Annotated in this window: 22 protein-coding genes and 1 pseudogene; 8 read left to right on the top strand and 15 right to left on the bottom strand. The window is 70.5% G+C overall.

Features of this window, described 5'->3' with window-relative positions; translation table 11 throughout:
* The first annotated feature begins 47 nt into the window (after nucleotides 1–47).
* On the top strand, nucleotides 48–470 hold the full coding sequence (locus tag ACZ6TU_RS15485; RefSeq protein ID WP_279544917.1) for an acyl-CoA thioesterase: 423 nt from the start codon (nucleotides 48–50) through the stop codon (nucleotides 468–470).
* Here ACZ6TU_RS15485 and ACZ6TU_RS15480 read toward each other — a convergent pair.
* The 12 genes and pseudogenes from ACZ6TU_RS15480 to ACZ6TU_RS15425 all read right to left on the bottom strand — a co-directional run bounded on the left by ACZ6TU_RS15480 (nucleotide 467) and on the right by ACZ6TU_RS15425 (nucleotide 11,818).
* Nucleotides 467–2,137, bottom strand: a complete 1,671-nt coding sequence (locus ACZ6TU_RS15480) for a serine/threonine-protein kinase (RefSeq protein WP_469548734.1) — start codon at nucleotides 2,135–2,137, stop codon at nucleotides 467–469. The genes ACZ6TU_RS15485 and ACZ6TU_RS15480 overlap by 4 nt on opposite strands.
* 59 nt (nucleotides 2,138–2,196) lie before the next feature.
* The gene (locus ACZ6TU_RS15475) at nucleotides 2,197–3,588 is read right to left on the bottom strand and encodes a nucleobase:cation symporter-2 family protein (RefSeq protein ID WP_467669805.1); all 1,392 of its coding nucleotides are present in this window, start codon (nucleotides 3,586–3,588) and stop codon (nucleotides 2,197–2,199) included.
* Nucleotides 3,589–3,809: 221 nt separating this feature from the next.
* Nucleotides 3,810–5,189: an 8-oxoguanine deaminase gene (locus ACZ6TU_RS15470; protein WP_467669803.1), complete on the bottom strand. Its 1,380-nt coding sequence runs from the start codon at nucleotides 5,187–5,189 to the stop codon at nucleotides 3,810–3,812.
* A gap of 123 nt (nucleotides 5,190–5,312) precedes the next feature.
* The gene (gene pucL / locus ACZ6TU_RS15465) at nucleotides 5,313–6,236 is read right to left on the bottom strand and encodes a factor-independent urate hydroxylase (RefSeq protein ID WP_467669801.1); all 924 of its coding nucleotides are present in this window, start codon (nucleotides 6,234–6,236) and stop codon (nucleotides 5,313–5,315) included.
* A gap of 6 nt (nucleotides 6,237–6,242) precedes the next feature.
* Complete coding sequence (gene uraH, locus ACZ6TU_RS15460) at nucleotides 6,243–6,656, bottom strand: hydroxyisourate hydrolase (RefSeq protein WP_467669799.1); 414 nt, start codon at nucleotides 6,654–6,656, stop codon at nucleotides 6,243–6,245.
* Nucleotides 6,657–6,663: 7 nt separating this feature from the next.
* The gene (uraD, locus tag ACZ6TU_RS15455) at nucleotides 6,664–7,173 is read right to left on the bottom strand and encodes a 2-oxo-4-hydroxy-4-carboxy-5-ureidoimidazoline decarboxylase (protein ID WP_469548727.1); all 510 of its coding nucleotides are present in this window, start codon (nucleotides 7,171–7,173) and stop codon (nucleotides 6,664–6,666) included.
* 160 nt (nucleotides 7,174–7,333) lie between these two features.
* Complete coding sequence (locus ACZ6TU_RS15450; RefSeq protein WP_467669795.1) at nucleotides 7,334–7,702, bottom strand: helix-turn-helix domain-containing protein; 369 nt, start codon at nucleotides 7,700–7,702, stop codon at nucleotides 7,334–7,336.
* Entirely contained in the window at nucleotides 7,699–7,950 is a 252-nt protein-coding gene (locus ACZ6TU_RS15445) for a YkoF family thiamine-binding protein (RefSeq protein WP_467669793.1), read from the bottom strand. The genes ACZ6TU_RS15450 and ACZ6TU_RS15445 overlap by 4 nt, the downstream gene beginning before the upstream one ends.
* Nucleotides 7,951–8,462: 512 nt before the next feature.
* Complete coding sequence (locus tag ACZ6TU_RS15440) at nucleotides 8,463–9,278, bottom strand: alpha/beta fold hydrolase (protein ID WP_467669791.1); 816 nt, start codon at nucleotides 9,276–9,278, stop codon at nucleotides 8,463–8,465.
* 69 nt (nucleotides 9,279–9,347) lie between these two features.
* Entirely contained in the window at nucleotides 9,348–9,650 is a 303-nt protein-coding gene (locus tag ACZ6TU_RS15435; RefSeq protein ID WP_467669789.1) for a hypothetical protein, read from the bottom strand.
* Between the two features lie 287 nt (nucleotides 9,651–9,937).
* Nucleotides 9,938–10,714 (bottom strand): annotated as a pseudogene (locus ACZ6TU_RS15430) (transposase family protein).
* Between the two features lie 345 nt (nucleotides 10,715–11,059).
* Nucleotides 11,060–11,818, bottom strand: coding sequence for a LysE/ArgO family amino acid transporter (locus tag ACZ6TU_RS15425; protein ID WP_467669787.1), 759 nt, complete (start codon nucleotides 11,816–11,818; stop codon nucleotides 11,060–11,062).
* Between the two features lie 526 nt (nucleotides 11,819–12,344).
* Here ACZ6TU_RS15425 and ACZ6TU_RS15420 point away from each other — a divergent pair.
* The 5 genes from ACZ6TU_RS15420 (at nucleotide 12,345) to ACZ6TU_RS15400 (ending at nucleotide 17,101) form a co-directional block, all read left to right on the top strand.
* Nucleotides 12,345–13,166, top strand: coding sequence for a TIM barrel protein (locus ACZ6TU_RS15420; protein WP_469548720.1), 822 nt, complete (start codon nucleotides 12,345–12,347; stop codon nucleotides 13,164–13,166).
* Between the two features lie 25 nt (nucleotides 13,167–13,191).
* Entirely contained in the window at nucleotides 13,192–14,085 is an 894-nt protein-coding gene (locus ACZ6TU_RS15415) for a 2-hydroxy-3-oxopropionate reductase (RefSeq protein ID WP_467669783.1), read from the top strand.
* Between the two features lie 207 nt (nucleotides 14,086–14,292).
* Nucleotides 14,293–15,780, top strand: a complete 1,488-nt coding sequence (locus ACZ6TU_RS15410) for a catalase (protein WP_469548716.1) — start codon at nucleotides 14,293–14,295, stop codon at nucleotides 15,778–15,780.
* Nucleotides 15,781–16,094: 314 nt separating this feature from the next.
* Complete coding sequence (locus tag ACZ6TU_RS15405; protein ID WP_467669782.1) at nucleotides 16,095–16,331, top strand: hypothetical protein; 237 nt, start codon at nucleotides 16,095–16,097, stop codon at nucleotides 16,329–16,331.
* 158 nt (nucleotides 16,332–16,489) lie between these two features.
* Entirely contained in the window at nucleotides 16,490–17,101 is a 612-nt protein-coding gene (locus ACZ6TU_RS15400; protein ID WP_469548712.1) for a DUF2207 domain-containing protein, read from the top strand.
* A gap of 77 nt (nucleotides 17,102–17,178) precedes the next feature.
* Here the strand turns inward: ACZ6TU_RS15400 and gcl are convergent, their stop codons facing one another.
* Nucleotides 17,179–18,963 carry a glyoxylate carboligase gene (gene gcl, locus ACZ6TU_RS15395; RefSeq protein WP_469548709.1) on the bottom strand — a complete coding sequence of 595 codons (1,785 nt, stop codon included), beginning with the start codon at nucleotides 18,961–18,963 and terminating at the stop codon, nucleotides 17,179–17,181.
* 210 nt (nucleotides 18,964–19,173) lie between these two features.
* On the opposite strand from gcl, the gene ACZ6TU_RS15390 reads away from it, so the two are divergent.
* Nucleotides 19,174–20,043 carry a hypothetical protein gene (locus ACZ6TU_RS15390; protein WP_469548706.1) on the top strand — a complete coding sequence of 290 codons (870 nt, stop codon included), beginning with the start codon at nucleotides 19,174–19,176 and terminating at the stop codon, nucleotides 20,041–20,043.
* Between the two features lie 14 nt (nucleotides 20,044–20,057).
* Here ACZ6TU_RS15390 and ACZ6TU_RS15385 read toward each other — a convergent pair whose 3' ends face one another.
* Nucleotides 20,058–20,945, bottom strand: coding sequence for an NAD(P)-dependent oxidoreductase (locus tag ACZ6TU_RS15385; protein WP_469548702.1), 888 nt, complete (start codon nucleotides 20,943–20,945; stop codon nucleotides 20,058–20,060).
* Between the two features lie 49 nt (nucleotides 20,946–20,994).
* On the opposite strand from ACZ6TU_RS15385, the gene ACZ6TU_RS15380 reads away from it, so the two are divergent.
* Nucleotides 20,995–21,402, top strand: coding sequence for a MerR family transcriptional regulator (locus tag ACZ6TU_RS15380; protein ID WP_467669772.1), 408 nt, complete (start codon nucleotides 20,995–20,997; stop codon nucleotides 21,400–21,402).
* 285 nt (nucleotides 21,403–21,687) lie between these two features.
* Here ACZ6TU_RS15380 and ACZ6TU_RS15375 read toward each other — a convergent pair whose 3' ends face one another.
* Complete coding sequence (locus tag ACZ6TU_RS15375) at nucleotides 21,688–22,476, bottom strand: alpha/beta fold hydrolase (RefSeq protein WP_469548698.1); 789 nt, start codon at nucleotides 22,474–22,476, stop codon at nucleotides 21,688–21,690.
* Nucleotides 22,477–22,482: the final 6 nt, after the last annotated feature.

Below are 22,482 nucleotides of genomic sequence, written 5' to 3'. Positions count from 1 at the left end.
TGGATCGTTGCGTACGCCACGAGTGTCCGGTGCGAGAAGGGAAGCCCATGAGCGAGCCGTTTTCCGTCCCGGTGACCGTCCGCGGTTACGAGACCGACGTGCAGGGTCATCTCAACCAGAGCGTGTACCTGAACTACGCGGAACACGCCCGCTGGTCGTTACTGCGGGCCGCGGGGATCAGCCAGTCCGCCCTCATAGGCAGCGGCGTGGGCCCGGTCTCCCTGGAGACCACCATCCGCTACAAGCGGGAGCTGCTCGCGGGCGACGAGGTCGAGGTGACCTGCGCCTTCGCCTGGGGAGAGGGCAAGACCTTCCGCATCGAGCAGACGGTCCGCAAGACCGACGGCACGGTGGCGGCCGAGATCACGGCGGTCGGCGGCCTGCTGGACCTGAAGGCCCGCAAGCTGGTCCCGGGCCCCCAGGAGTACTTCAGGAAGCTGGCGTCGGACCCGGGACTGTTCGGCCTCTAGGCCGCCTTCTTCCAGACGGTCATGTCCACCATGAGGGAGCCGAGCTCCGGCAGCGCGGTCGACTTCGTCTGGACCACGAGCAGGGCGATGTCCCCGGAGGAGTGCTTGACGCAGATCTGACTGCCTGCCGCCACCGAGGCCAGCGTCCAGCGGTGGCGGTCGGCACCGCCGAGCAGGAGCCGGCACTCGTCGAGGGAAACCGCCTCGTCGGTGAACATCTGGACGAAGACGCTGGTGTCGCTCTCCAGCTCGCAACTCGGGTTCTCACAGTTGAAGCGGATGTCTCCCTTGCGGTCGTCGCGCCAGAGCGGCTTCTCGAAGCTGAGCGAGCTCTTCGCGTTCAGCAGCAGCGGCGCCTGCGTGATGACCTGCGGTGACTTGGACGCGGCCGGGGACGGACGGGACGCTTCCGGAGTTCCGCCGCCCGCCTCCGCCCCCGACGCGGGCCCGGAGCCCGAGCGCGCCCCCGTCGACGACTCGGGCGCGGACGACCGTCCGGACTCCTCCGGGCCGCGCGTCGACGGTGCGCCCGCCACCCAGTCGCGGAATCTGCTCCCCGCGTCCGCGACCGTCCACGCCAGGCCGGTCAGCACCAGCGCCCCCGCGGTCACAGCCGCGGTCGTGATCAGTGCGTTGCGCCGTCTGCGCGCCCGTCTCTCCTCCGGCCCCGGCGGTTGCGTCTGCGGCTGCGTGACGACCAGCGGCTGCCTCTGCACCCGCGTCGGGTCGAGGGTCGCCGGGGACACCTGGGTGGCGTCGAAGGCCGCCGGGGACGGAACCGTCACCTCCGGCCCCATGACGTCCCGCCAGACGGCCGGGCCCGCGCCCGCGTCGGCGTCCGCGCCCAGCCGCTGCCGGCACCACTCGACGATCTCGGCCAAGTCCGCCCGCTCCTGCGGATCGGCGGCCAGGCACCGGGCGATCAGCGGACGGAGCTGCTCGGGCAGCACGGACAGGTCGGGTTCGTCGTGCACGATCCGGTACAGCACACCGACCGCGGAGCCGTCCCCGTACAGCGGCCGGCCGAGCGCCGCGAACGCCGCTGTCTGGCCCAGCGCGAAGACGTCGGTCGCCGCCGTGACCTCACCTCCGGACGCCTGCTCGGGAGCCATGAAGTGGGGAGTCCCGACGGTGGCGCCCGTGGCGGTGTGAGAGGTGAGGTCGGAGGCCAGGGAGATGCCGAAGTCGATCACACGCGGCCCGTCGGCGGCCAGCAGCACGTTCGACGGCTTGAGGTCCCGGTGCACGATGCCCGCGGCGTGGATGGCCTGCAGCGCCTCGGCCACCCCCGCCATCAGCCACAGCACCGCGGGCACCGGCAGCGGTCCGCGCCGGGCCACGGCCTCCGTCAGGGACGGGCCGGGCACGTACACCGTGGCCGCCCAGGGCGGTACGCCGTCCGCGTCCGCGTCGATCAGTTCGGCCGTGTACGCGCCCCTGACCCGCCGGGCCGCCTCCACCTCCCGGCGGAAGCGCCGCCGGAAGGCAGGGTCGTCGGCCAGCTCCGGCCGTACCACCTTGAGGGCCACCGGCCGGCCGCCCCGCGTGTGCGACAGGTAGACCCGGCCCATGCCCCCCGCGCCGAGCCGGGCGGCCAGGCGGTATCCGGCCACCATGGGCGGATCGTCCGCCTGCAACGGCTGGAACATCTCGGTCGCGTGGTTCATCGGTCCGTCTCCCCCTCGTCCCTGCCCCCGGTCAACGGTGAGTTGACCGAGGCAGAAGCCTAAGCGGAGTTCGGAGCTGTTTTGGGGACGCCCGTGATCTCCTCACCCGCCTCCATCGGGTGGGTCACGTCGTGGGCGTCCCGGCCGTCCTTGCCCAGGTGGTTGAAGACCAGGTTGAGCAGCACCGCCGCCACACAGCCCGTGGAGATGCCCGAGTCCAGGACGATCCTCGCCGTTTCCGGGAACGCGTGGTAGAACTCCGGCGCCGTGATGGGGATGATGCCGACGGCCAGGGAGACGGCCACGATCAAGACGTTGTTGTCCTTGTCCAGGCCGGCCCGGACCAGGGTCTGGATGCCGCTGGCGGCGACCGAGCCGAACAGGACCACGCCCGCCCCGCCGAGCACCGGACGCGGTACGACGGCGATCAGCGAGGCGGCCATCGGGCACAGACCCATCAGCACCAGGAAGCCGCCGCCGGCCGCGACGACGTACCGGCTGCGGATCCTCGTCATCGCGACCAGGCCGATGTTCTGTGCGAAGGCGCTGCACATGAAGCCGTTGAAGAGCGGGCTGATCGCCGAGCCGAGGGTGTCGGCGCGCAGGCCGGCCGCGATGGTCTTCTCGTCGGCCGGGCGGTCGACGATCTCACCCAGCGCCAGCATGTCGGCGGTCGACTCGGTCATCGACACCACCATCACCACGCACAGGGAGAGGATCGCGGCGAGCTGGAACTGCGGGGCGCCGAAGTGGAAAGGCGTGGGGAAGCCGATGACCGCCGCGTCCGCGACCGGGCCGAAGTCCGTGGCGCCGAACGGGATCGCGACGAGTGTGCCCGCGACCAGGCCGAGCAGCACGGCGATCTGCTTGACGAAGCCCCGGGTGAAGCGCCGCAGCAGCAGGACGACGACGAGGGTGCCGGCGGCCAGCCCCAGGTTGGTCCCCGAACCGTAGTCGTGCGCCGTCGGATCGGGTCCCTGTGCCCAGCCGAAGGCGACCGGGAGCAGCGAGATGCCGATCAGGGTGATGACCGTGCCCGTCACCACCGGCGGGAAGAAGCGGACCGCCTTGCAGAAGACGGGGGCGGCTATGAAGCCGAGGAGTCCGGCGACGATGACCGCGCCGAAGATGACCGGCAGGGCGTCGGACTTGTCCTCGGTGGAGGCGACGATCGCGGTCATCGGGGCGACACCGGCGAAGGTGACGCCGTTGACGAACGGCAGCCGGGCGCCGATCTTCCAGATGCCAAGGGTCTGCAGGAGCGTGGCGAGGCCCGCGGTGAAAAGACAGGCGCCGGTGAGGAAGGTCAGGTCGGTGGCGGTCAGGCCGATGGCCGCGCCGACGATCAGGGGTGGGGCGACGACTCCCGCGTACATGGCGGCCACATGCTGGAGGCCGGTTGTCGCCATCTTGAGCGCGGGGAGTTTTTCGTCAACGGGGTGGTCGGCCACGGCGGCTTCCCTCCGGTCGGTTACACGGCTTCGCCAATTGACGGCCGTGGGTGTCAAGGAGGTGGTGCAGGTGGTCGTGCGGGACCGGACATGCGGGACGGGGGTGGCCGTTCCGGGGCGCACGCGTGTACGCGCGCCCCGGAGACGGCCGCCGTGGACCCCGCTCGGGTCCGCGGCCACCAGCCGGGAGCCGTCCCTCCCGGCCGGAGTCATCCGGGTGGTCAGCCCTGCGCGGCGATCCTCGCCAGCCGCCGGGCCTCGTCCCGCGTGGAGCGGGCGATGGCGTCCTCGTCGGCCGTGAGCAGCCGCCCGTCCTCGACGATCTGCCGGCCGTCCACGAAGGAGGCGGTGACCGGGGCCGCCGCGCCGAAGACCAGGGCGGTCACCGGGTCGGCGATGGAGGCGTGGGCGAGCGTGTCCAGCTTCCACAGGACCAGGTCGGCGAGCTTGCCCGGCTCCAGTGAACCGGTCTCCGCCGCCCGGCCCAGCACCTGGGCGCCGCCGTACGTGCCGAGGCGCAGGGCCTGACGGGCGTTCAGGGCGGCCTCGCGGTGGGCGCCGAGGCGGTTGATGAGAAGGGCGTTGCGCAGCTCGGTGTGGAGTTCGCCGGACTCGTTGGAGGCGGTGCCGTCGACGCCGAGGCCGACCGGGACGCCGGCCGCCAGCATGTCGGGGACGCGGGCGATACCGGCGGCGAGGCGGGCGTTGGACGAGGGGCAGTGCGCGACGCCGGTCTTCGTACGGGCGAAGGCGGCGATGTCGGAGTCGTTCATGTGGACGCAGTGCGCCATCCACACGTCCTCGCCGAGCCAGCCGGTGGACTCGAAGTAGTCGGTCGGGCCCATGCCGAACAGCTCGTGGCAGAACTTCTCCTCCTCCACGGTCTCCGAGCCGTGGGTGTGGAGCCGTACGCCGAGGCGGCGGGCGAGCTGGGCGCCGTCCCGCAGCAGTTCGGTGGAGACGGAGAAGGGCGAGCAGGGCGCGACGGCGACCTGGGTCATCGCGTCGAAGGAGGAGTCGTGGTGCTGCCGGACCGTCTCCTCGGTGGCGGCCAGCGCTCCGTCCAGCGTCTCGACGGCGAAGTCCGGGGGCAGGCCGCCGTCCTTCTCGCTGCGGTCCATCGAGCCGCGGGCGAGGGTGAAGCGGACGCCCATGTCGCGGGCGGCTCCGATGATCGCGCCGGACAGGTCGCCGGAACCCTGCGGGAAGACGTAGTGGTGGTCCATGGCGGTGGTGACGCCGCCGCGGGCCATCATCGCCAGCGAGCCCTGGGCCGCCGCGCGCACCATCGGCTCGTCGATGCGCGCCCAGACCGGGTACAGCGCGACCAGCCAGTTGAAGAGGTTGTGGTCCGTGGCCAGACCCCGGGTGATCCACTGGTAGAAGTGGTGGTGGGTGTTGATCAGTCCGGGGGTGACGAGGTGACCGGAGGCGTCGATACGGCGGACGACGTTCTCCATGCCCTCGGGGGCCTTGCCCGCGCCGAGCGACTCGATGCGGTTGCCGGCCAGGACGACGTGCCCGGAGGCGTACTCGGTGTCGTCGGCGTCGACGGTCGCGATCGCACAGTTCTCGATGACGATGCGCTGGGCTGCTGCCATGGTTCGTCCTTTGCGCTGAGGTTGAGGGGGGGCACGGCAGGACCCTGGGAGTTTGAGTGCCGTGGCCGAGGAGGAGGGGTTCCCCGGCCACGGGTGCCGAAAGAGGGAACGTCGGAAGGGACCTCAGAGGTTGGTGAGGTCCACCGGGATCTTCGCCTCGCAGCCGTCCCGCAGGATCGTCGCCTCGATCAGGCCGTAGGGCCGGTCGGCGGCGAAGTACACCTCGTTGTCGTTCTTCAGCCCGAACGGCTCCAGGTCGACCAGGAAGTGGTGCTTGTTCGGGAGGGAGAAGCGGACCTCGTCGATCTCGCTGCGGTTGTCGATGATCCGCGCGCCCATCTGGTACAGCGTCTGCTGGAGCGAGAGCGAGTACGTCTCGGCGAAGGCCTGGAGCATGTGCTTCTTCGTCTGCTCGTAGGACTGCTCCCAGTTGGGCATGCGCTGGTCGTCGTCGGTCCAGTTGAACCGCCAGCGGGCGGAGACCTGGGTGGCCAGGATGCGGTCGTAGGCCTCCTTCAGCGTCGTGTACTTGTCCTTGACGTAGCCCCAGAACTCGGAGTTGGTCGAGTTCATCACGACGAGGTCCTTCAGGCCCGAGACCACCTCCCACGACGTGCCGTCGTAGGTGATCTGGGTCAGCCGGACCTCCTGGCCCTTGCGGACGAAGGAGTGCTTGACCTCGTCGGCGCCGATGAACCGCGAGTTGGCGTCGGAGGCCTCGATCCGCTCCCAGGCGTACTCCTCGATGCGGATCCGGGCCCGGTGGATCGGCTCCTGGCTGGTGACGAAGTGGCGGGCGAGGTGGATGCCGAACTGCTCGGCGGACTCGATGCCGTGCTCCTTGGCGAACGCGTACACCGTGTTCTTGGTGGTGTCGGTGGGGAGGACGTTGGCGTTCGAGCCGGAGTAGTGGACCTCTTCCATGTCGCCGCTCAGCGACACGGAGACGTTCAGGTCCTTGATGTGGTGGGTGGCGCCGTCCCGCGTGATCTTGACGACTCGGTTCTCGGCCTTGCCGTACTGGTTCTGTCCCAGAATGGTGGGCATGAGTAGCTAGCTCCCTCGGTATACGGAGTAGCCGAACGGGTTGAGCAGCAGCGGTACGTGGTAGTGCTCGCCCGGTACGACGGCGAACGTGATCGCCACCTCCGGGAAGAACACACCGGCGCCGCTGTCCCGATTCGCGGGGGCGTCCTGCTGCGCATCGGCTTGCTTCTTCGCGACCTTCGCGTTCTCTTCGAAGTACGCCTCGACGGCGAAGTCGAGCCGTACGTGGGTGGTCCCCTCCGGCAGGGCCGGGAGGTCCTTGCACCGGCCGTCCGCGTCGGTCGCGGAGCCGCCGAGCGCCTGCCAGTCCGCCGCACGCCCACTGCGGGCGGAGAGCTGGACGGCGACGCCCTCGGCGGGGCGGCCGACGCTGGTGTCCAGGATGTGTGTGGACACGGATGCGGTGGCGGAGGTGCTCATGCTGCTGTCAGTCCTCTTCGACGAGTCGGGCCAGGCGGATGCGGTTGATCTTCCCCAGTTCGGTGCGGACGATCTCCCGCTCCCGCTCCGGCGTGTTGCCGATCCGTTCCCTGACCGCGTCGCGCATCTGCTCGCCGGTCCGGCCGGTGGCGCAGATCAGGAAGACGTGGCCGAACTTCTCCTGGTAGGCGAGGTTCAGCTCCAGCATCTCCGCCCTGAGTGCGTCGGAGGCGCCGGCCATGCCGCGCTGCTCCCGGGCCGAGGTGGGGTCGCCGGGTTTCGGGCGTCCGATGGGCGGGTGGCCGGCCATCGCCTCCGCCAGGTCCTCTGCCGTCAGCTCCGCCATGGCGGCGTCGCTCGCTGCGTACAGGGCCTCGGGGCCGGCGTAGGGGCGGGCGGCGAGCAACCGCTTCGCCCACGCCGTGGAGGCGCACGCCTCGTGGAGCGCGGTGAAGGCCGCGTGCTCCTCGAGGGCGTTGAACCGGGCCAGGCCCGGCGGCGTGGAAGTGGAAGTCACGGGAGCCTCCGTGGCCGGGTACGGCCTTCGTGCTGAACGGGCGTGCCGATAGCTAACGCCCTCCTCCGACAGCACGTCAACAGTTTGTTGAAAATTCCGTGTGACGAAACCCGGCGAGGCGGCGAAACCGGGCGCGAGCCCGGTCAGGGCATGAGCCGGGTCAGGCCCCCTTCTCGCGGTTGAGGTAGTTGTAGACGGTGAAGCGGCTGACGCCCAGGGCGCTCGCCACGGTCTCCACCCCGTGCCGTACGGAGAAGGCGCCGCGCGCCTCGAGTATCCGTACGACCTCCTGCTTGGCCTTGCGGTCCAGGTCGGCCAGCGGCATGCCCTTGCGGCGCTCCATGGCGGCGAGGATGTGATCGAGGGAGTCGGCGAGCTGCGGCAGCCGTACGGCGACGGCGTCGGCGCCCTCCCAGGACAGCACGACGTCGTCGGGGCCGGCCTCGTCCGGCGGGATCATCTCGCCGCCCATGGCGTCGACCAGGGGCTTCACGGCCGCGATGAACGGCTCGTCCCCGGCGCCGCTCATACCTCGTCCTCCTCGATCACGTTGACCTGGAGCGAGACCCGGGTGGCGCCCGCCTGCAGGGTCTTGCGGAGCAGGGCGTCCACGGCTGTGAGCACCGCGTCGGCGCCGCCCTCGGCGGTGTTGCCGAACGGGCCGACGTCCACGGCGTCGAGTTCGGCGGCCTCCACGACCTCGCGGGCGACCAGCGCGTGCGCGGGTGCCTCGTCGAGGTCGAAGGGCTCGGTCGTGAACTCCACTCTCAGTCGCATACTGCCCCCAGAACCGTCGTGACCTGTGCGACCCTAGCCGACGCGGGGGCGGACCGGACCGCCTGCGCACGCACCGCGCGTTCCGCGCGCGGACACGTTTCCCTCGACACGCGGACACGTTTCCCGCACATTCGCGTTCACGCCCTCGCTCTCCGCTGTTCTCCGTCGTTCTCCATGTTCCCGATCGTCCTCCACCGCCGGAATGCGGCAGGGACGGTCAGGTGCTGAGGAGGAGGGCTGAGACCCTGACGCCGATGAGGGCGAAGATCAGCAGGGTGACAGTGGAGTTGACCAGGGAGAATGCCGCCTTGAGCGCGTTGAGGCGGTGCAGGCGCTCCGAACTTCAGCTCCGGCGCGAAACCGTAGACCTGCCCGCGAATCCCGCCCGGTTGGCCACGGCATTCGTGACATTGAGCCTTTCTCGGTAGCCTCCGATTGCTCTGTGTGACGACGGTCGGATTGCCGGCGTGCTCCAAGGGCGGGCGGGGTGTCCGGGCTCTGCGATCGGCCAGCTACGAGAGTGCGCGCAGGAGCGGCCTGACGGTGCGGACGAGTTCCTCGGGTCGATCCCACTGCGGCGTGTGTGCGCCCGGGGTCTGCACTACCTCGACCCCGAGTCGGGCGGCGAGCCAGGCGGCGGCTTCGTGGAAGAAATCCGGTGATTCCCGGCCGACCAAGACCTGGGCGGGGGCGGTGATGCCGGTGAGCGTCGCGTCGTCAGGATGATAGGACTCGAACGTCCCCATCTCGACGCCGAAAAGGGTCTCCCCGTTCGAGGCCATCCTGTGACGCAGGTCCGGGTCCAGGCGATCCCAGGTCTCGTCGCCCGCAGCAAATCGGATGAAGTGCTCTACGGCTGCCTGAGGCCCCCCGGCGGCCATCCCTGCTTCGACGACCGGCCCCACGGCGGCCTGGGCCTCGCCCGGGTTCTCCAGGACTGAGAAGAGCGTGATCTCGTGCAGGAGGGCGCCGCGGACGACGCCGGCGTGGCGGATGAGCAGGTCGAGGGCGGTGATCGCCCCATAGCTGTTGCCGAACACGACTGCGGGAGCGAGCGCGAGCGCGGTGAGAAGTGCTGCGGCGTCGTCGGCCTGCTCAGCTACAGAGGTGGCCTCCCACCCGCTGGGGCGGGGGCTGCGGGAGTTGCCACGCCGGTCGTAGGTGACCACGGTGAATTCGTCGGCGAGCAAGTCCGCGACTCGGTCGAAGTGTCCGGCATCGCCGGTCGCGCCGGAGATGAACAGCACCGATGGGCCATTGCCCCGAAGCTCGTAGTAGATCTCTGTCCCGTTCACGGCAATCGACGGCATAGCGACTTCCTCAGCCAAGGGCTGTCCCGTAACCGTGAAGAGGCGGTGCGACGGGGCCGTCCCCTGGAACCTGTCGCTTCAGGAACCTCAGGCGCCGACCGGCTGCCGCCGCTCGAAGTGGTAGTGCACATTCGAGAACTTCGGCCCCGACGACGGCTCGGGGTAGCCCACCTCCCTGATGACCGGCCGGAGCCGGTTCGCGATGAACGCATCACACGCCTCGGTCGACTCCCACAGGTCAACGACCCGCAAACCTGTGTCCGTGATGATCGCCGTGTGGAACAGCAGCCCTTCAGGAGGCTGCTCCGCTCGCGCGCCCACACGCTGATCCACAGTGTCGTACTGCTGCGCTGTCACTCCCGAAAACTCGACCTCCACCAGGACAGCCATGAGACCTCCCATAACGGCTGCGAGCCATGGCTGCCAGGCGGCAGCCTCGCCATTTCCAGGGTCTCCCCGCAGCCCAGGGCATGCAAAGCGTGCGAGAGTTCAGCCACCGCGCGGACCGCTCCGGGACAGCCCTTAGACGAGGGCCTTCACGCCTCTGCGAGATACTGCTGGTCCTGCCACCTGCGCGTCGGACGCGGCGCGCGGCGTCGCCTGCGGGTGGGCGCGTCGAGCGGCCAAACGGCGGTCGCCGGCTGTCCCTTTTCAAGTCCCAGCTTCCGTGATCTCCGTCAGATGGTGCGGCCGCACTCCAGTTGCAGAAGAACAAGGGCGGCTGCGGCGATCTCGGTGATCCTGCTGGGGTCGGCGCGCTCGCACACGCCGTGGACACCCCGGATGACCTTGTTGCAGGTCTGCTGCGCCTCGGTCGGCTTGCCGCCTGCGGGCTTCTTCACCGGGTGGCGGAAGCCGCGGCCGGCGTTCTCGTAGCCGAGGTCGACCAGTCGGGACGCCCAGCTCAGCGGCGAGGGTGTTCAGGGCGTCGATCAGGCCGTGGTGGCGGGCGCAGGTGGTGTCGTGCTCGCGGCCCGGGCGGACCGAGGAGACCCAGATCGGCCAGCCGTCGGGGGTGGAGATGACCTGCACGTCCCCGCCGTGATGCCGGTGTTTCCCGGACCACCACAGGTCCGCGCCGTTGGGGCCGATGGCGGCGACGCGGTCGGTGCGGACCACGGTGCCGTCCAGGTTCAGATGGGTCAGCCCGGCCTCTTTCGCGCGTCGCAGCGCGGTGTCGAGATCTGGTGCGCCGACCACCAGAACGGTGAGTCCTTCGTGCAGGTACTGGTAGGCGGTGGATGTTGACAGGCCGTTGTCACGGGCGAGTTGGGCCATACGCGTGCCGTCGATGAACCAGCGCAGGACGAATACGGCCTGCCGAAAGCAGCCCAGCGCACGTCGTCCCCTGCGGGTGCCGATCTCGGCCCGACGGTCTCGCAGCAGCCGGCCAGATGCTCGGCGGTGGACCGCTGCGCATCGAGCACGGCGGTGTATGTGACGCTGGTCGACACGTGAGGCCCCTCGGTCGGATCTTTCTGTCGCAAGCTCGTCCCTAACAGGAGCCTTACGTCTGCCCGGACTTGAGGTTAGAGAGAGTGGCACCGCAAGCCGATCCGAATGGCGGGCTGAGATGACCGGTCGATCTTGCTGTAGCGCCGATATCGCCGCGAGGAGCCGAAGGCCGCGGTGCGGTGGGAACGATGCTCATCGGCCACCGGGCGTCCACGGTGGAGCCGCGAGGGCGCCGAGGTGAAGCGGCGAGGCGGCGCCCGCCGCGTCGTAGACCTCGATCGGCCCGGCGCGGACGGGACCGAGCCGCGCTGGACCGCCGTACACGACACGGTCTCGCCGCTCGGTCAGCCGATGGCCTGGTACGCGAGGACGCCGCCGAAGAAGATGACACCCACGCCTGCCAGGAGGTCCACGCCCCGGAGCATCCGGGAGGTGAAGTAGCGGCGGAACAGCACGGCCCCGATGCTGAGGGTGGTGAACCACAGCAGCGTGCCGGAGCCGACGCCGACGAGCATGGCCAGCGAGTCCGCGAGGGTGCCGGTGACGTTCGCCGCCGTGGCGGCGGCGAAGGCCGCCGCCCAGTAGCCGATCGTCGCCGGGTTGGCCGCCGTCGCCGTGAGAGCCGTACGGAAGGCCTCCCACGGCAACACCGTCTCGCCCTCGGTGTCGACGACCGCACTCCTGGCCCGGAAGGCCGAACGCACCGAGCGGAAACCCAGATACGCCATGACCACGGCGCCGGCGAGCCCGAGAGCGGTCCGCAGCACCGGGATGTCCAGCAGCTTGCCGACACCCGCCAGGCCCAGGCCGGCGTACAGCACGTCGATGGCCGCCGCGCCGAGGCCGATGGCGAATCCGCACAGAAAGCCGTTGCGCAGAACACTGCGTACGCACAGCAGTCCGATGGGACCGAGCGGCAGGGCGACGAGGAAACCGAGTCCGAGACCCGCACTCCAGGCCGGAATCACGCTCACCGTGCGCTCCCCGCTGTAGAACATCTCGTAGGCATTCGTGGACAGCAGTTGGCCGGCCCGGGTAGAGGAATACACGTCGTCCCCCTGCTTTTCCAGCCGGCCCTTGTCGAGAAGCTGTTCCAGGCACATTTTCAGGCCATGCCCCGCAGGCATCCCACCGGCATGCCCCGACCCGCGCTTCGCTACCGCGCGTTCGAAGACGTGGAAGCTGAGGAAGACGCCGCCGATGACCAGCAGGCCGCCCCATAGTTCCTGGGCGGTGGGGAGGCGCTGTTCCCAGATCAGTAGAAGAAGGCTCCGAACACCGCCTCCATCCCGATGACCGGGCCCATGACCGTGGCAGGGAGGCGTTTCGACGCGATGTTCCAGAACCAGTGGCACACCACGATCCCAGCACGGCCAGCGCCGTGCACCAGGCGAGGAACGGGCCCAGGGTGCCGGCGCCGGCGTACGGGGACGTGCCGTCGGGCGCCCGGCCACACGTAGCGGAAGCAGACGCTGGTCAGGTCGCCGCGCGGCGCGACCCACCCCACCCACCGGCCTCGCGAGGCTCGCCTCCCGCCCTCTTGACAAGCCACGACCCCCGACGGCAGTCTTCCGTTAAGCAGAAAGCAACTTCCACAATGCGAAATAAAACGGAAGGGAGCGCGGCCCGATGGGATTCGCAGACCAGCGCTTCAACGTCAACCTGTCGATCCTCTTCACGGAACTCCCGCTCCTGGAGCGTCCCGCGGCCGCCGCCGCGGCCGGCTTCGCGGCGGTCGAGCTGTGGTGGCCCTGGGTCGACTCGCCCACCCCTGAGCAGTCGGAGCTCGACGCGCTGAAGAAGGCCGTCGAGGACGCCGGCGTCCAGCTCACGGGCCTGAACTTCTACGCCGGGCAGCTCCCGGGACCGGACCGCGGCGCCCTGTCGATCCCCGGCGAGGAGTCGGAGAGGTTCCGCGCCAACATAGACGTGGCGGCCGACTTCGCCGCCTCCCTGGGCTGCACGGCGCTCAACGCTCTGTACGGCAACCGCGTCGAGGGCGTGGACCCGGCCGAGCAGGACGCGCTCGCGCTGGAGAACCTGGTGCTCGCGGCCCGGGCCGCCGACCGGATCGGCGCGATCCTGCTGATCGAGGCGCTCAACCAGCCCGAGTCACCGCTGTACCCGCTGGTGTCCGCCCCGGCGGCCGTGGACGTCGTCGACAAGGTCAACGAGGCGACGAGGCTGGACAACGCCCGCTTCCTCATGGACCTCTACCACCTGTCCATGAACGGCGAGGACCTGCCGCGGGCGATCGACCGGTACGCCGCGAAGACCGGCCACGTACAGATCGCCGACAACCCCGGCCGCGGCGCCCCCGGGACGGGCTCGCTGCCCCTCGAAGACCTCCTCGACCAGCTCGACAAGGCGGGTTACGACGGCTGGGTCGGCCTCGAGTACAAGCCGGGTGACCGCCCGAGCACCGAGGCCTTCGGCTGGCTGCCCCGCTGACCCCCGTACCGAAAGGCACCTCATCATGAGCAACGCACTTCCCAAGGTCGCCTGGATCGGCCTCGGCATCATGGGCTCCCCCATGTCCGAGAACCTGATCAAGGCGGGCTACGACGTCACCGGATTCACCCTGGAGCGGGAGAAGCTGGACCGCCTCGCCGCCGCCGGTGGCACCGCCGCCGCCTCGATCGCCGAGGCGGTGAAGGACGCCGACGTCGTCATCACGATGGTGCCGGCCTCCCCGCAGGTCGAGGCCATCGCCTACGGCCCGGACGGCATCCTGGAGAACGCGAAGTCCGGCGCCCTGCTGATCGACATGTCCTCGATCACCCCGCAGACCTCGGTCGACCTGGCGAAGGCGGCCGAGGACAAGGGCATCCGCGTCCTGGACGCCCCCGTGTCCGGCGGCGAGGCCGGGGCCGTCGAGGCCGTGCTGTCCATCATGGTCGGCGGCGAGCAGGCCGACTTCGACCAGGCCAAGCCGATCTTCGAGGCACTCGGCAAGACCATCGTGCTGTGCGGTCCGCACGGCTCCGGCCAGACCGTGAAGGCCGCCAACCAGCTGATCGTTGCCGTGAACATCCAGGCGTGCGCCGAAGCCGTGGTCTTCCTGGAGAAGTCCGGCGTGGACCTGAAGGCGGCCCTGGACGTCCTCAACGGCGGGCTTGCCGGCTCGACCGTGCTGACCCGCAAGAAGGACAACTTCCTCGGCCGGGACTTCAAGCCGGGCTTCCGGATCGACCTGCACCACAAGGACATGGGCATCGTCACGGACGCCGCCCGCAACGTCGGCGCGGCCCTGCCCGTCGGCGCCGTGGTCGCCCAGCTGGTAGCGAGCCTGCGCGCGCAGGGCGACGGCGGCCTGGACCACTCGGCGCTGCTACGGGCCGTGGAGCGACTCTCCGGCGCCCGGATCTGACCCTCGCAGACCCTCATGACCCCGAGGGTCCCCCGTACCCCGGGCGGTGCCGCCGCTGACATCTGTCCTGTCGCGCCCAAAGGGGCGGCGCCGCCCGGACCCACCCATGCCCACCGCTTCAACAAACTGTTGACGCCTCGATCGCCCCGACCCTAGGCTCCACAAAGCGGAAACATTTTTCCGCTGCCTCTCGTACGGAAGGTCACGATGTCGCAGCGCGTGCTCACCACCGAGTCCGGCGCCCCCGTCGCCGACAACCAGAACTCCGCCACCGCCGGCGTCGGCGGCCCGATCCTGCTCCAGGACCAGCATCTGCTGGAGAAGCTCGCGCGCTTCAACCGCGAGCGCATCCCGGAGCGGGTGGTGCACGCCCGGGGCTCCGGCGCCTACGGCCATTTCGAGGTGACCGATGACGTCACCGGCTTCACCCACGCCGACTTCCTCAGCGAGACCGGCAAGCGGACCGAGGTCTTCCTGCGCTTCTCGACCGTGGCCGACAGCCTCGGCGGCGCGGACGCGGTGCGCGACCCGCGCGGTTTCGCGGTCAAGTTCTGTACGGCCGAGGGCAATTACGACCTCGTCGGCAACAACACCCCGGTGTTCTTCATCAAGGACCCGGTCAAGTTCCCGGACTTCATCCACTCGCAGAAGCGCGACCCTCCCCCACGCCTTAAGGGCGCGGGGGGACCCCCATCGGGCCGTCAGGAGCCGGACAGCGTCTGGGACTTCTGGGCGCACTCCCCCGAGGCCACGCACCAGGTGACCTGGCTGATGGGCGACCGGGGCGTCCCGGCCTCGTACCGGCACATGAACGGCTACGGCTCGCACACCTACCAGTGGACGAACAGCCAGGGCGAGGCCTTCTTCGTCAAGTACCACTTCAAGACCAACCAGGGCATCCGCTGCCTGAGCAGCGAGCAGGCCGCCGAGCTCGCGGGCAAGGACCCGAACTCGCACCAGACGGACCTGCTCCAGGCCATCGAGCGGGGCGTGCACCCGTCCTGGACCCTCTACGTCCAGATCATGCCGGCGGCCGAAACGGCCGACTACCGCTTCAACCCGTTCGACCTGACCAAGGTCTGGCCCCACCAGGACTACCCGCTGCGTCGCGTGGGCCGGCTGGTGCTGGACCGCAACCCGGACAACGTCTTCGCCGAGGTCGAGCAGGCCGCGTTCTCCCCGAACAACTTCGTGCCGGGCATCGGCCCCTCCCCCGACAAGATGCTCCAGGGCCGCCTGTTCGCCTACGCGGACGCCCACCGCTACCGCCTGGGCGTCAACCACACGCAGCTGGCCGTCAACGCGCCCAAGGCCACGACCGCCCAGAACTACGGCCGGGACGGCCTCATGGCGTCCAACCTCCAGGGCCGGCACGCGAAGAACTACGAGCCGAACTCCTACGACGGCCCGGTGGAGACCGGCCGCCCGCTGTCGGCCCCGCTGGCGGTGACCGGCCACACAGGCACCCACGAGGCCCCTCTCCACACCAAGGACGACGACTTCTTCCAGGCCGGGGAGCTCTACCGGCTGATGTCCGGCGAGGAGAAGTCCCGCCTGGTCGCCAACATCGCCGGCGGCCTCTCCCAGGTCTCCCGTGACGACGTGATCGAGAAGAACCTCGCGCACTTCCACGCCGCCGACCCCGAGTACGGGCGGCGCGTGGAGGACGCGGTCCGCGCCCTGCGCGAGGACTGAACTCCCTGACCGCGTCCGACCGCCCGGGGCGCCCCGGATGAGGGGTGGTCGCCCCCGGGCACGGACGCGGGCAGGGCGCGGACCGCGGCGGAGTGTGAGCCAGTGCGGTGGTGAAGGACCCGGACGGGCTTCTCGACCTGAGGGAAGACCGTTCCGGACTCCGTCGCACCCGCCGCGGTCCCAGTACCAGTACCAGCCCCACCCCGCAGATCCCGTCCGGCGGCGCGAACGTCCTGTCGCGCCCAGCCTCGCGCCGTCGGACGGCCAGCCCGTCTCAAGGTGCGGAACCGACCAGGCCGCAGCAGCCTGAAGGCATGGCACATCCAACCGAGCACCCGCATGTCGTGGTCCATCCCCCCGCCCTGGACGGATCCCGCCGGGTCACCCTGGGCGAGGAGCCCCTGGGCGTCGCCACGCACGCCGACGACGTCGCCGAGATCCTGCGGCTGGCGGACCTGTACGTCACCGACGTCGCCGAGAACGACCTCGTCGAGTGGCAGGGCGGCGGCCCGGACGACTGGCCGGGGCTGTCGGAGCACCACGAGGCGTGAACACGCCTACGGCACCGGTCGTACGTCCCGTACGGAACCCTCAAATGAACCTCTGAACCCGGCCCCGGGGGCTTCAACTGCCCCCGGGGCCGGGCACATTATCGACACACGGGGCCCGTCGGCACGGGGGCGGCGGGCCCCGGCACGGGGGTGAGGCCATGAGCGACGGTACGGCGGTCCGGCTGGAGCCGCACGAGATCGCACTGCTGGGGGACGGTCCGCGGGCCGCCGTCACCGTCGCCGTGGTGGACCTGTATCTGCGGAATCTGGTGGAGGCCGACCGGCCGGGGACGATGCGGCAATGCATCGCGGACGCCACGGCCGGGGGACGGCCGCCGTCCCCCTTGGCGAAGGCGGTGCACACGTCCCTGCGCGAGCCCGCCGGACTCCGGACGCTGGTGAAGGACCCGGACATCCGGCTCGCGGTGGCTCTCATGCGCGTCCCGCTCGCGGAGGCGGGCCTGCTGCGCTACCCGCTGCTCGGCCCGACGCGCGGCGCCCGCCGCGATGTGCGCGACCTTCGGCAGCTTCACCCGCTGCCCGCGAGCAGGCGCGACCTGACCGACCACGACCGGCTGCTCGCCGTCGCGCTGCACGGAGAGGCGGCCCTGCGGCTGCTGGTGCCGCGCTTCGCCCTGCGGGCGGGCCTGATCCGCCGGGTCGAGGTGGGCGGCAAGGGACTCCTCAAGCACTCGCCGCGCGGTACGGGCGGAGGCGGCGGGGGTTACTCCTACTGCGGCGGGGGCGGCGGCGGAGGCGGCGGGGACTGATTGAGGGTCCGAGCACGCCTGGGCCATGCGTGAGGGGCGGTCCGTCCATGGACGGACCGCCCCTCTCCTCGTGCGTGTCAGACCTTCAGCGGCTTGATCGAGGTCGGCGCGTGGCCGAGCTCGGTGGCGATCTCCTCGAACTCCACGACGTTGCCGATGTCGTTGGTCGTCGACATGGCGATGTTGGTGACGCGCTCCAGGATCGCCTCGACGACGACCGGGACCCGGTACTCGGCGGCGAGCTTCTTGGCCTGCTCGAAGGCGGCACCGAGTTCGGCGGGGTCGGTGACGCGGATCGCCTTGCAGCCGAGGCCCTCGGCGACCCTGACGTGATCGACTCCGTAGACGCCGAGTTCGGGCGCGTTGATGTTCTCGAACTCCAGGTTGACCTGGAAGTCGATGTCGAACGCCCGCTGCGCCTGGCGGATCAGGCCCAGGTAGGAGTTGTTGACGAGGACGTGGACGTACGGGATCTTGTGCTGCGCGCCGACCGCCAGTTCCTCGATCATGAACTGGAAGTCGTAGTCGCCGGAGAGCGCGACGACGGACGCCTCCGGGTCGGCCTTGGCGACGCCGAGCGCGGCCGGGATGGTCCAGCCGAGCGGGCCGGCCTGGCCGCAGTTGATCCAGTGGCGGGGCCGGTAGACGTGCAGCATCTGGGCGCCGGCGATCTGCGAGAGGCCGATGGTGGAGACGTACCGGGTCTCCGGGCCGAAGGCCTTGTTCATCTCCTCGTAGACGCGCTGCGGCTTGATCGGGATGTCGTCGAAGTGCGTACGGCGCTGAAGGGTGGCCTTCCGCTCCTGCGCGGAGGCCGCCCACGCGGAGCGGTCGGGCAGCTCGCCGGCCGCCTTCAGCTCGCGCGCCACCTCGACGAACAGCTCCAGCGCGGCCTTGGCATCCGAGGCGATGCCGTAGTCGGGGGCGAAGATCTTGCCGATCTGGGTGGGCTCGATGTCGACGTGGACGAACTTCCGTCCGGCCGTGTAGACGTCGAGTCTGCCGGTGTGGCGGTTGGCCCAGCGGTTGCCGATGCCGAGGACGAAGTCGGACTCCAGGAAGGTCGCGTTGCCGTAGCGGTGCGAGGTCTGGAGGCCCACCATGCCGGCGTTCAGCTCGTGGTCGTCGGGGAGGATGCCCCAGCCCATGAGCGTGGGGACGACCGGAGTGCCGGTCAACTCGGCGAACTCGACGAGCAATTCGGCGGCGTCGGCGTTGATGATGCCGCCGCCCGCGACGATCAGCGGCCGCTCGGAGGCGTTCAGCATCCCGATCGCCTTCTCGATCTGCGCGCGGGTCGCCGCGGGCTTGTAGACCGGGAGCGGCTCGTACGTCTCCGGGTCGAACTCGATCTCCGTGAGCTGGACGTCGATCGGCAGGTCGATGAGGACTGGCCCGGGCCGGGCGGAGCGCATCAGGTGGAAGGCCTGCTGGAAGACGCCGGGGACCTGTGCGGCCTCCAGCACGGTCACGGCCATCTTGGTGACCGGCTTGGCGATCGAGGCGATGTCGACGGCCTGGAAGTCCTCTTTGTGGATCACGGCGGTCGGAGCCTGGCCGGTGATGCACAGGATCGGGATGGAGTCGCCGGTCGCGGAGTACAGACCCGTGATCATGTCGGTGCCGGCCGGGCCGGACGTGCCGATACAGACGCCGATGTTGCCCGGGTGGGTACGGGTGTAGCCCTCGGCCATGTGCGAGGCGCCCTCGACGTGCCGGGCGAGGGTGTGAGCGATGCCGCCGGAGGCCTTGAGCGCCGCGTAGAAGGGGTTGATCGCCGCGCCCGGGACACCGAACGCGTCGGTGACGCCCTCACGCTTGAGGATCTCAACTGCCGCGCGGGCAGCGGTCATTCGAGCCATCGAGTACTCCTGCTTCGGCTGTCGGATTCGCACTCCCGTCGCGCCCCGCGGTGAGCTCTTCCGTATTGCGGAAAGTAACTTCTACTATCTGGAATGAATGTAGGTGGGGCGGGCGAAGGGCGTCAAGAGACCGGCAAGCGGCGGACAGGCAGGGGTCCGCCGGCGCACGATGGACGCGCTGTCCCGATGTGACGCCGTACGGGAGTGGTCATGGCCGAGAGCGTGCCGGTGCGCTGTCCGTCCTGCCGACGGGAGCACCGCTTCACGGCCCCGTCGTACCCGTGCGTGTGCGGAGCGCCCGTCGCCCCCGGGCTCGACCGGGACGGGACGGTGACGCCCGTCGCCCATCGCGTCTGGCAGGACGACTGGGTGACGGTGCGGTGCGCATCCTGCGGCCGACGCGGGGAGTGGCCGCGGCCGGAGGTGGGGTGCCCGTGCGGGGTGGTGCTGCGGGTGCCGATGGCGCAGGGGCGGGGTGGGGTCGGCCGGGACAGCGGCACGGGCCAGGACACTGCAGCCGACGGCGGCCTCAGGTCTGACCGGGGCACCGCGGTCGACGCCGACACGGAGGCCGACCGGGACGCCACGCCGGGCACGGGCGGTGCGACCGGTCCGCGCGATGCCGCAGCCGCCGCCGAGTGTGCCCCTGCCTCTACCGAGGCCGCCGACGGTGCCGCTGCCGGCGGGCCTCCCTTCCGCTCCGTCACGATCCGTACCGCGCTCGACGCCGTCACGGCCGCCGCGCTGTATCTGCGCCGGCTCGGCTACCGGCGCGTCCGGCGAGCGGACCAGCGGCCGCCGTCCGGGATCGGCCTCGCCGCACGCGGCGTCGTCGCGCTGGTCGATCCGGCCGTGCGCCCGGCGGCCTTGCGGGACGTGGAGTGCCTGTGGCTGACGGCCATGACGGAGTCGGCGGACTGTCTGTACTTCTCCCTCGCCGGGTACGCGGACGACGCCCGGGCCCGCGCCGACGCCCTCGGCATCCCGCTGTTCGTCCTCGACCTCACCGGCACACCGCGGCCGGTGAACGCCCCGGCCGACGCACTGGACGCCACCGGCACGGAGAACCGGGCACCCTGACAGGCCCGCACCGGTCAGTCGTCGGCGGGCCCGGGTCTGCTGAACTCCTCGATCAGCACGGGATACTGCTCACCGCCGTGTCCCGCGGCGATCGAGCGGTCGGCCATCGCCTTGAACAGCTTCGGCAGTTCGGCGTTGACACCCACCGCCTCGCTCTCCTCGATCAGGTGTGCCATGGCCCGCGCGTCGGTCTTCAGGGCCGACACCTCGGCCGGGAAGGAGCCGCTGTCGATCTGCTCGGCGTATCCGGGCAGCCATTCGGCCACACCGGCGGCGATCCGCCGCGCGAACGGCGCGTACGTCGCGGCGCCGACACCGGCCGTCCTGAGCAGCGCGGTGCCCTGGAGCCAGGCGTTCAGGACGCTCCACATCATGGCCAGTCCGGCCACGTCGTACAGGGACGCCAGGCCGTGGTCCGCACCGAGGTGGGTGACGGTGCCGAGCGCGTCGAGGGTCGCCTTGTGCGCGTCGAAGTCCTCCTGCGGCCCGCTGTGCAGAATCACCGCCTCGGACGTGCCGATGGCCGGCGGGACGGCCATGACGGCGCCGTCCAGGTAGCGGGCGCCGCGCTGTTCGGCCCATCGGGCGGTCTCCCGGGCCTGGGCCGAGTCGCCCGAGGTCAGATTGACCAGCGTCGTGCCGTCGAGTTCGACATCGCTCGTGCCGAACAACTCCCGCACGGCCTGGTAGTCGGTGACGCAGACGATCGTCAGGGAGCCTGCCGCGACCGCGTCGCCGACTGTCGGCGCGAGCCGTGCGCCTCGGGCCACCAGCCCGTCGGCCTTGGAGGTCGTACGGTTCCACACGGTTGTGGGATGCCCGGCTTTCAGGAAGGCGCCGGCGAGTGCCTGGCCCATCAGTCCGAGTCCGATGACTGTCACGGGTGTGTCGGTTCTGTTCATGGCAGCATCGTCAACGTTGATACCGGTGTGAAGGTCAAGCGAGGTTTCGATGCGTATCGGGGAACTGAGTCGCCGGACGGGCGTCCACGCCCATCAGTTGCGCTACTACGAGGCCCAGGGCCTGTTGGAGGCGGACCGCGGCACGAACGGCTACCGCGAGTACGACGAGAACGCGGTACTGCGGGTGAGACAGATCCGCCACCTGCTCGGCGCCGGCTTATCGTCGGAGGACATCGCGTATCTGCTGCCCTGCGCGGTCGGAGAGGCTCCGGAGCTGCTCGGGTGTCCCGAACTGCTGGCGGCGATGCGGTCGCGGCTGCGCCGGCTGGACGACCAGATGGCCGCGCTCGCCCGGTCCCGGGACGCCCTCGCCGACTACATCGACGCGGCCGAGCGCATGAGCGACCGGACCTACCCGCCCTTCGAGGACGCCGACCCGGAGCGCCTGCCCGCCTGACGAGCTCGACGCGGTCCGTGACGGGACGGGCGTGCGGCCCTCGGCGCCGGGCTGACGCTCCGCTAGGGCCTGTCGTTTGGATCAGGTCGCAGGGAACCGACAGCGCTGATCAGCGCCGGTGAGCGGGGTCTGGTGCGTGCGGCTGCAAGGCGGAGGAGGGCGTCGACGCGATGGGGGCACCGCCCGCGCGAGCGAAGCCGAGCGTGGGGGAGTCGGCAACCGACGACAACGCCGCAGATGCGCGTGCCAGACCCCGCGTCTGCGGCGTGATCGAAACGACAGGCCCTAGGCGTGGCCCGGCCGGGCCTGGTCCGTGAGTGCCGCCGCGGTGGCGCGGGCGAAGGCCTCCGGGTTGTCCAGCATGATGTTGTGGCCGCAGTCCGGGACCGCGACGACGGACACCCCGGACGCGGTGAGTGCGTCGGTGCCCGGGAGCGGGCCGTCGGCCTCGGGCAGCAGGAAGGTCCGGGGGATCTTCAGGTCCAGCAGGAGTTCCCGCATGGTGGGGACGGTGCCGCGGACGAGGTGGACCGCGCTGCGGTGCAGGGCTTCCCGGCCGGCCAGACGCATCGTGGACCACCAGTGCGGGCCGACCCGGTCGCGGACCTCTTCCCACCCTCCCGCCAGGAACTCCTGCTCGGTGTGGGCGGCGATCCCGCTGCTGCCCGACGATCCGGGGGCACGCGGTATCGGGTCGAGGTTGGCGTCGACCAGGACCAGGCGGGAGACCAGGTGGGGATGCCGGGCGGCCAGGACGATGGCCACCGAGCCGCCCATGCTGTGCGCGATCAGCTCCGCCCCGGTGACGCCCGCCGTGGTGAGCGCCGCGGCGAGCGCGTCGGCGTGTGATTCCAGGGTGTAGTCGAAGCTCGTCGGCCGGTCGCTGATGCCGTGCCCCAGCAGGTCGATCAGCAGCGAGCGGTGACCGGCCAGCAGGGGGTGGGCCGCGATCTCCGTGAAGTAGGCGGGCGACGTGGCGCCCAGGCCGTGCACGTAGACGCGTGGCGGTTCCTGTCCCGGCAGTTCGACCCAGCGGATCCGGTCGCCCTCGGGCGTCACGGCGGCGTCGCGCACAGTCTG

It is taken from the genome of Streptomyces sp. NPDC052064 (genome assembly GCF_055585925.1).
Note: the sequence above shows the minus strand (reverse complement) of the source record. Positions and strands in the feature narration are given on the sequence as shown.

What these genes read in the sequence shown, in the direction of transcription:
- ACZ6TU_RS15435 (WP_467669789.1), bottom strand. Translation starts at nt 9,650, where the DNA reads ATGGCTGTCCTGGTGGAGGTCGAGTTTTCGGGAGTGACAGCGCAGCAG.
- ACZ6TU_RS15470 (WP_467669803.1), bottom strand. Translation starts at nt 5,189, where the DNA reads ATGGCAGCAGCCCAGCGCATCGTCATCGAGAACTGTGCGATCGCGACC.
- ACZ6TU_RS15400 (WP_469548712.1), top strand. Translation starts at nt 16,490, where the DNA reads ATGAGCGACGGTACGGCGGTCCGGCTGGAGCCGCACGAGATCGCACTG.
- ACZ6TU_RS15390 (WP_469548706.1), top strand. Translation starts at nt 19,174, where the DNA reads ATGGCCGAGAGCGTGCCGGTGCGCTGTCCGTCCTGCCGACGGGAGCAC.
- ACZ6TU_RS15415 (WP_467669783.1), top strand. Translation starts at nt 13,192, where the DNA reads ATGAGCAACGCACTTCCCAAGGTCGCCTGGATCGGCCTCGGCATCATG.
- ACZ6TU_RS15450 (WP_467669795.1), bottom strand. Translation starts at nt 7,702, where the DNA reads ATGAGCGGCGCCGGGGACGAGCCGTTCATCGCGGCCGTGAAGCCCCTG.
- gcl (WP_469548709.1), bottom strand. Translation starts at nt 18,963, where the DNA reads ATGGCTCGAATGACCGCTGCCCGCGCGGCAGTTGAGATCCTCAAGCGT.
- ACZ6TU_RS15445 (WP_467669793.1), bottom strand. Translation starts at nt 7,950, where the DNA reads ATGCGACTGAGAGTGGAGTTCACGACCGAGCCCTTCGACCTCGACGAG.
- ACZ6TU_RS15420 (WP_469548720.1), top strand. Translation starts at nt 12,345, where the DNA reads ATGGGATTCGCAGACCAGCGCTTCAACGTCAACCTGTCGATCCTCTTC.
- ACZ6TU_RS15485 (WP_279544917.1), top strand. Translation starts at nt 48, where the DNA reads ATGAGCGAGCCGTTTTCCGTCCCGGTGACCGTCCGCGGTTACGAGACC.
- ACZ6TU_RS15405 (WP_467669782.1), top strand. Translation starts at nt 16,095, where the DNA reads ATGGCACATCCAACCGAGCACCCGCATGTCGTGGTCCATCCCCCCGCC.
- uraH (WP_467669799.1), bottom strand. Translation starts at nt 6,656, where the DNA reads ATGAGCACCTCCGCCACCGCATCCGTGTCCACACACATCCTGGACACC.
- ACZ6TU_RS15385 (WP_469548702.1), bottom strand. Translation starts at nt 20,945, where the DNA reads ATGAACAGAACCGACACACCCGTGACAGTCATCGGACTCGGACTGATG.
- ACZ6TU_RS15425 (WP_467669787.1), bottom strand. Translation starts at nt 11,818, where the DNA reads ATGTGCCTGGAACAGCTTCTCGACAAGGGCCGGCTGGAAAAGCAGGGG.
- ACZ6TU_RS15380 (WP_467669772.1), top strand. Translation starts at nt 20,995, where the DNA reads ATGCGTATCGGGGAACTGAGTCGCCGGACGGGCGTCCACGCCCATCAG.
- ACZ6TU_RS15480 (WP_469548734.1), bottom strand. Translation starts at nt 2,137, where the DNA reads ATGAACCACGCGACCGAGATGTTCCAGCCGTTGCAGGCGGACGATCCG.
- pucL (WP_467669801.1), bottom strand. Translation starts at nt 6,236, where the DNA reads ATGCCCACCATTCTGGGACAGAACCAGTACGGCAAGGCCGAGAACCGA.
- ACZ6TU_RS15410 (WP_469548716.1), top strand. Translation starts at nt 14,293, where the DNA reads ATGTCGCAGCGCGTGCTCACCACCGAGTCCGGCGCCCCCGTCGCCGAC.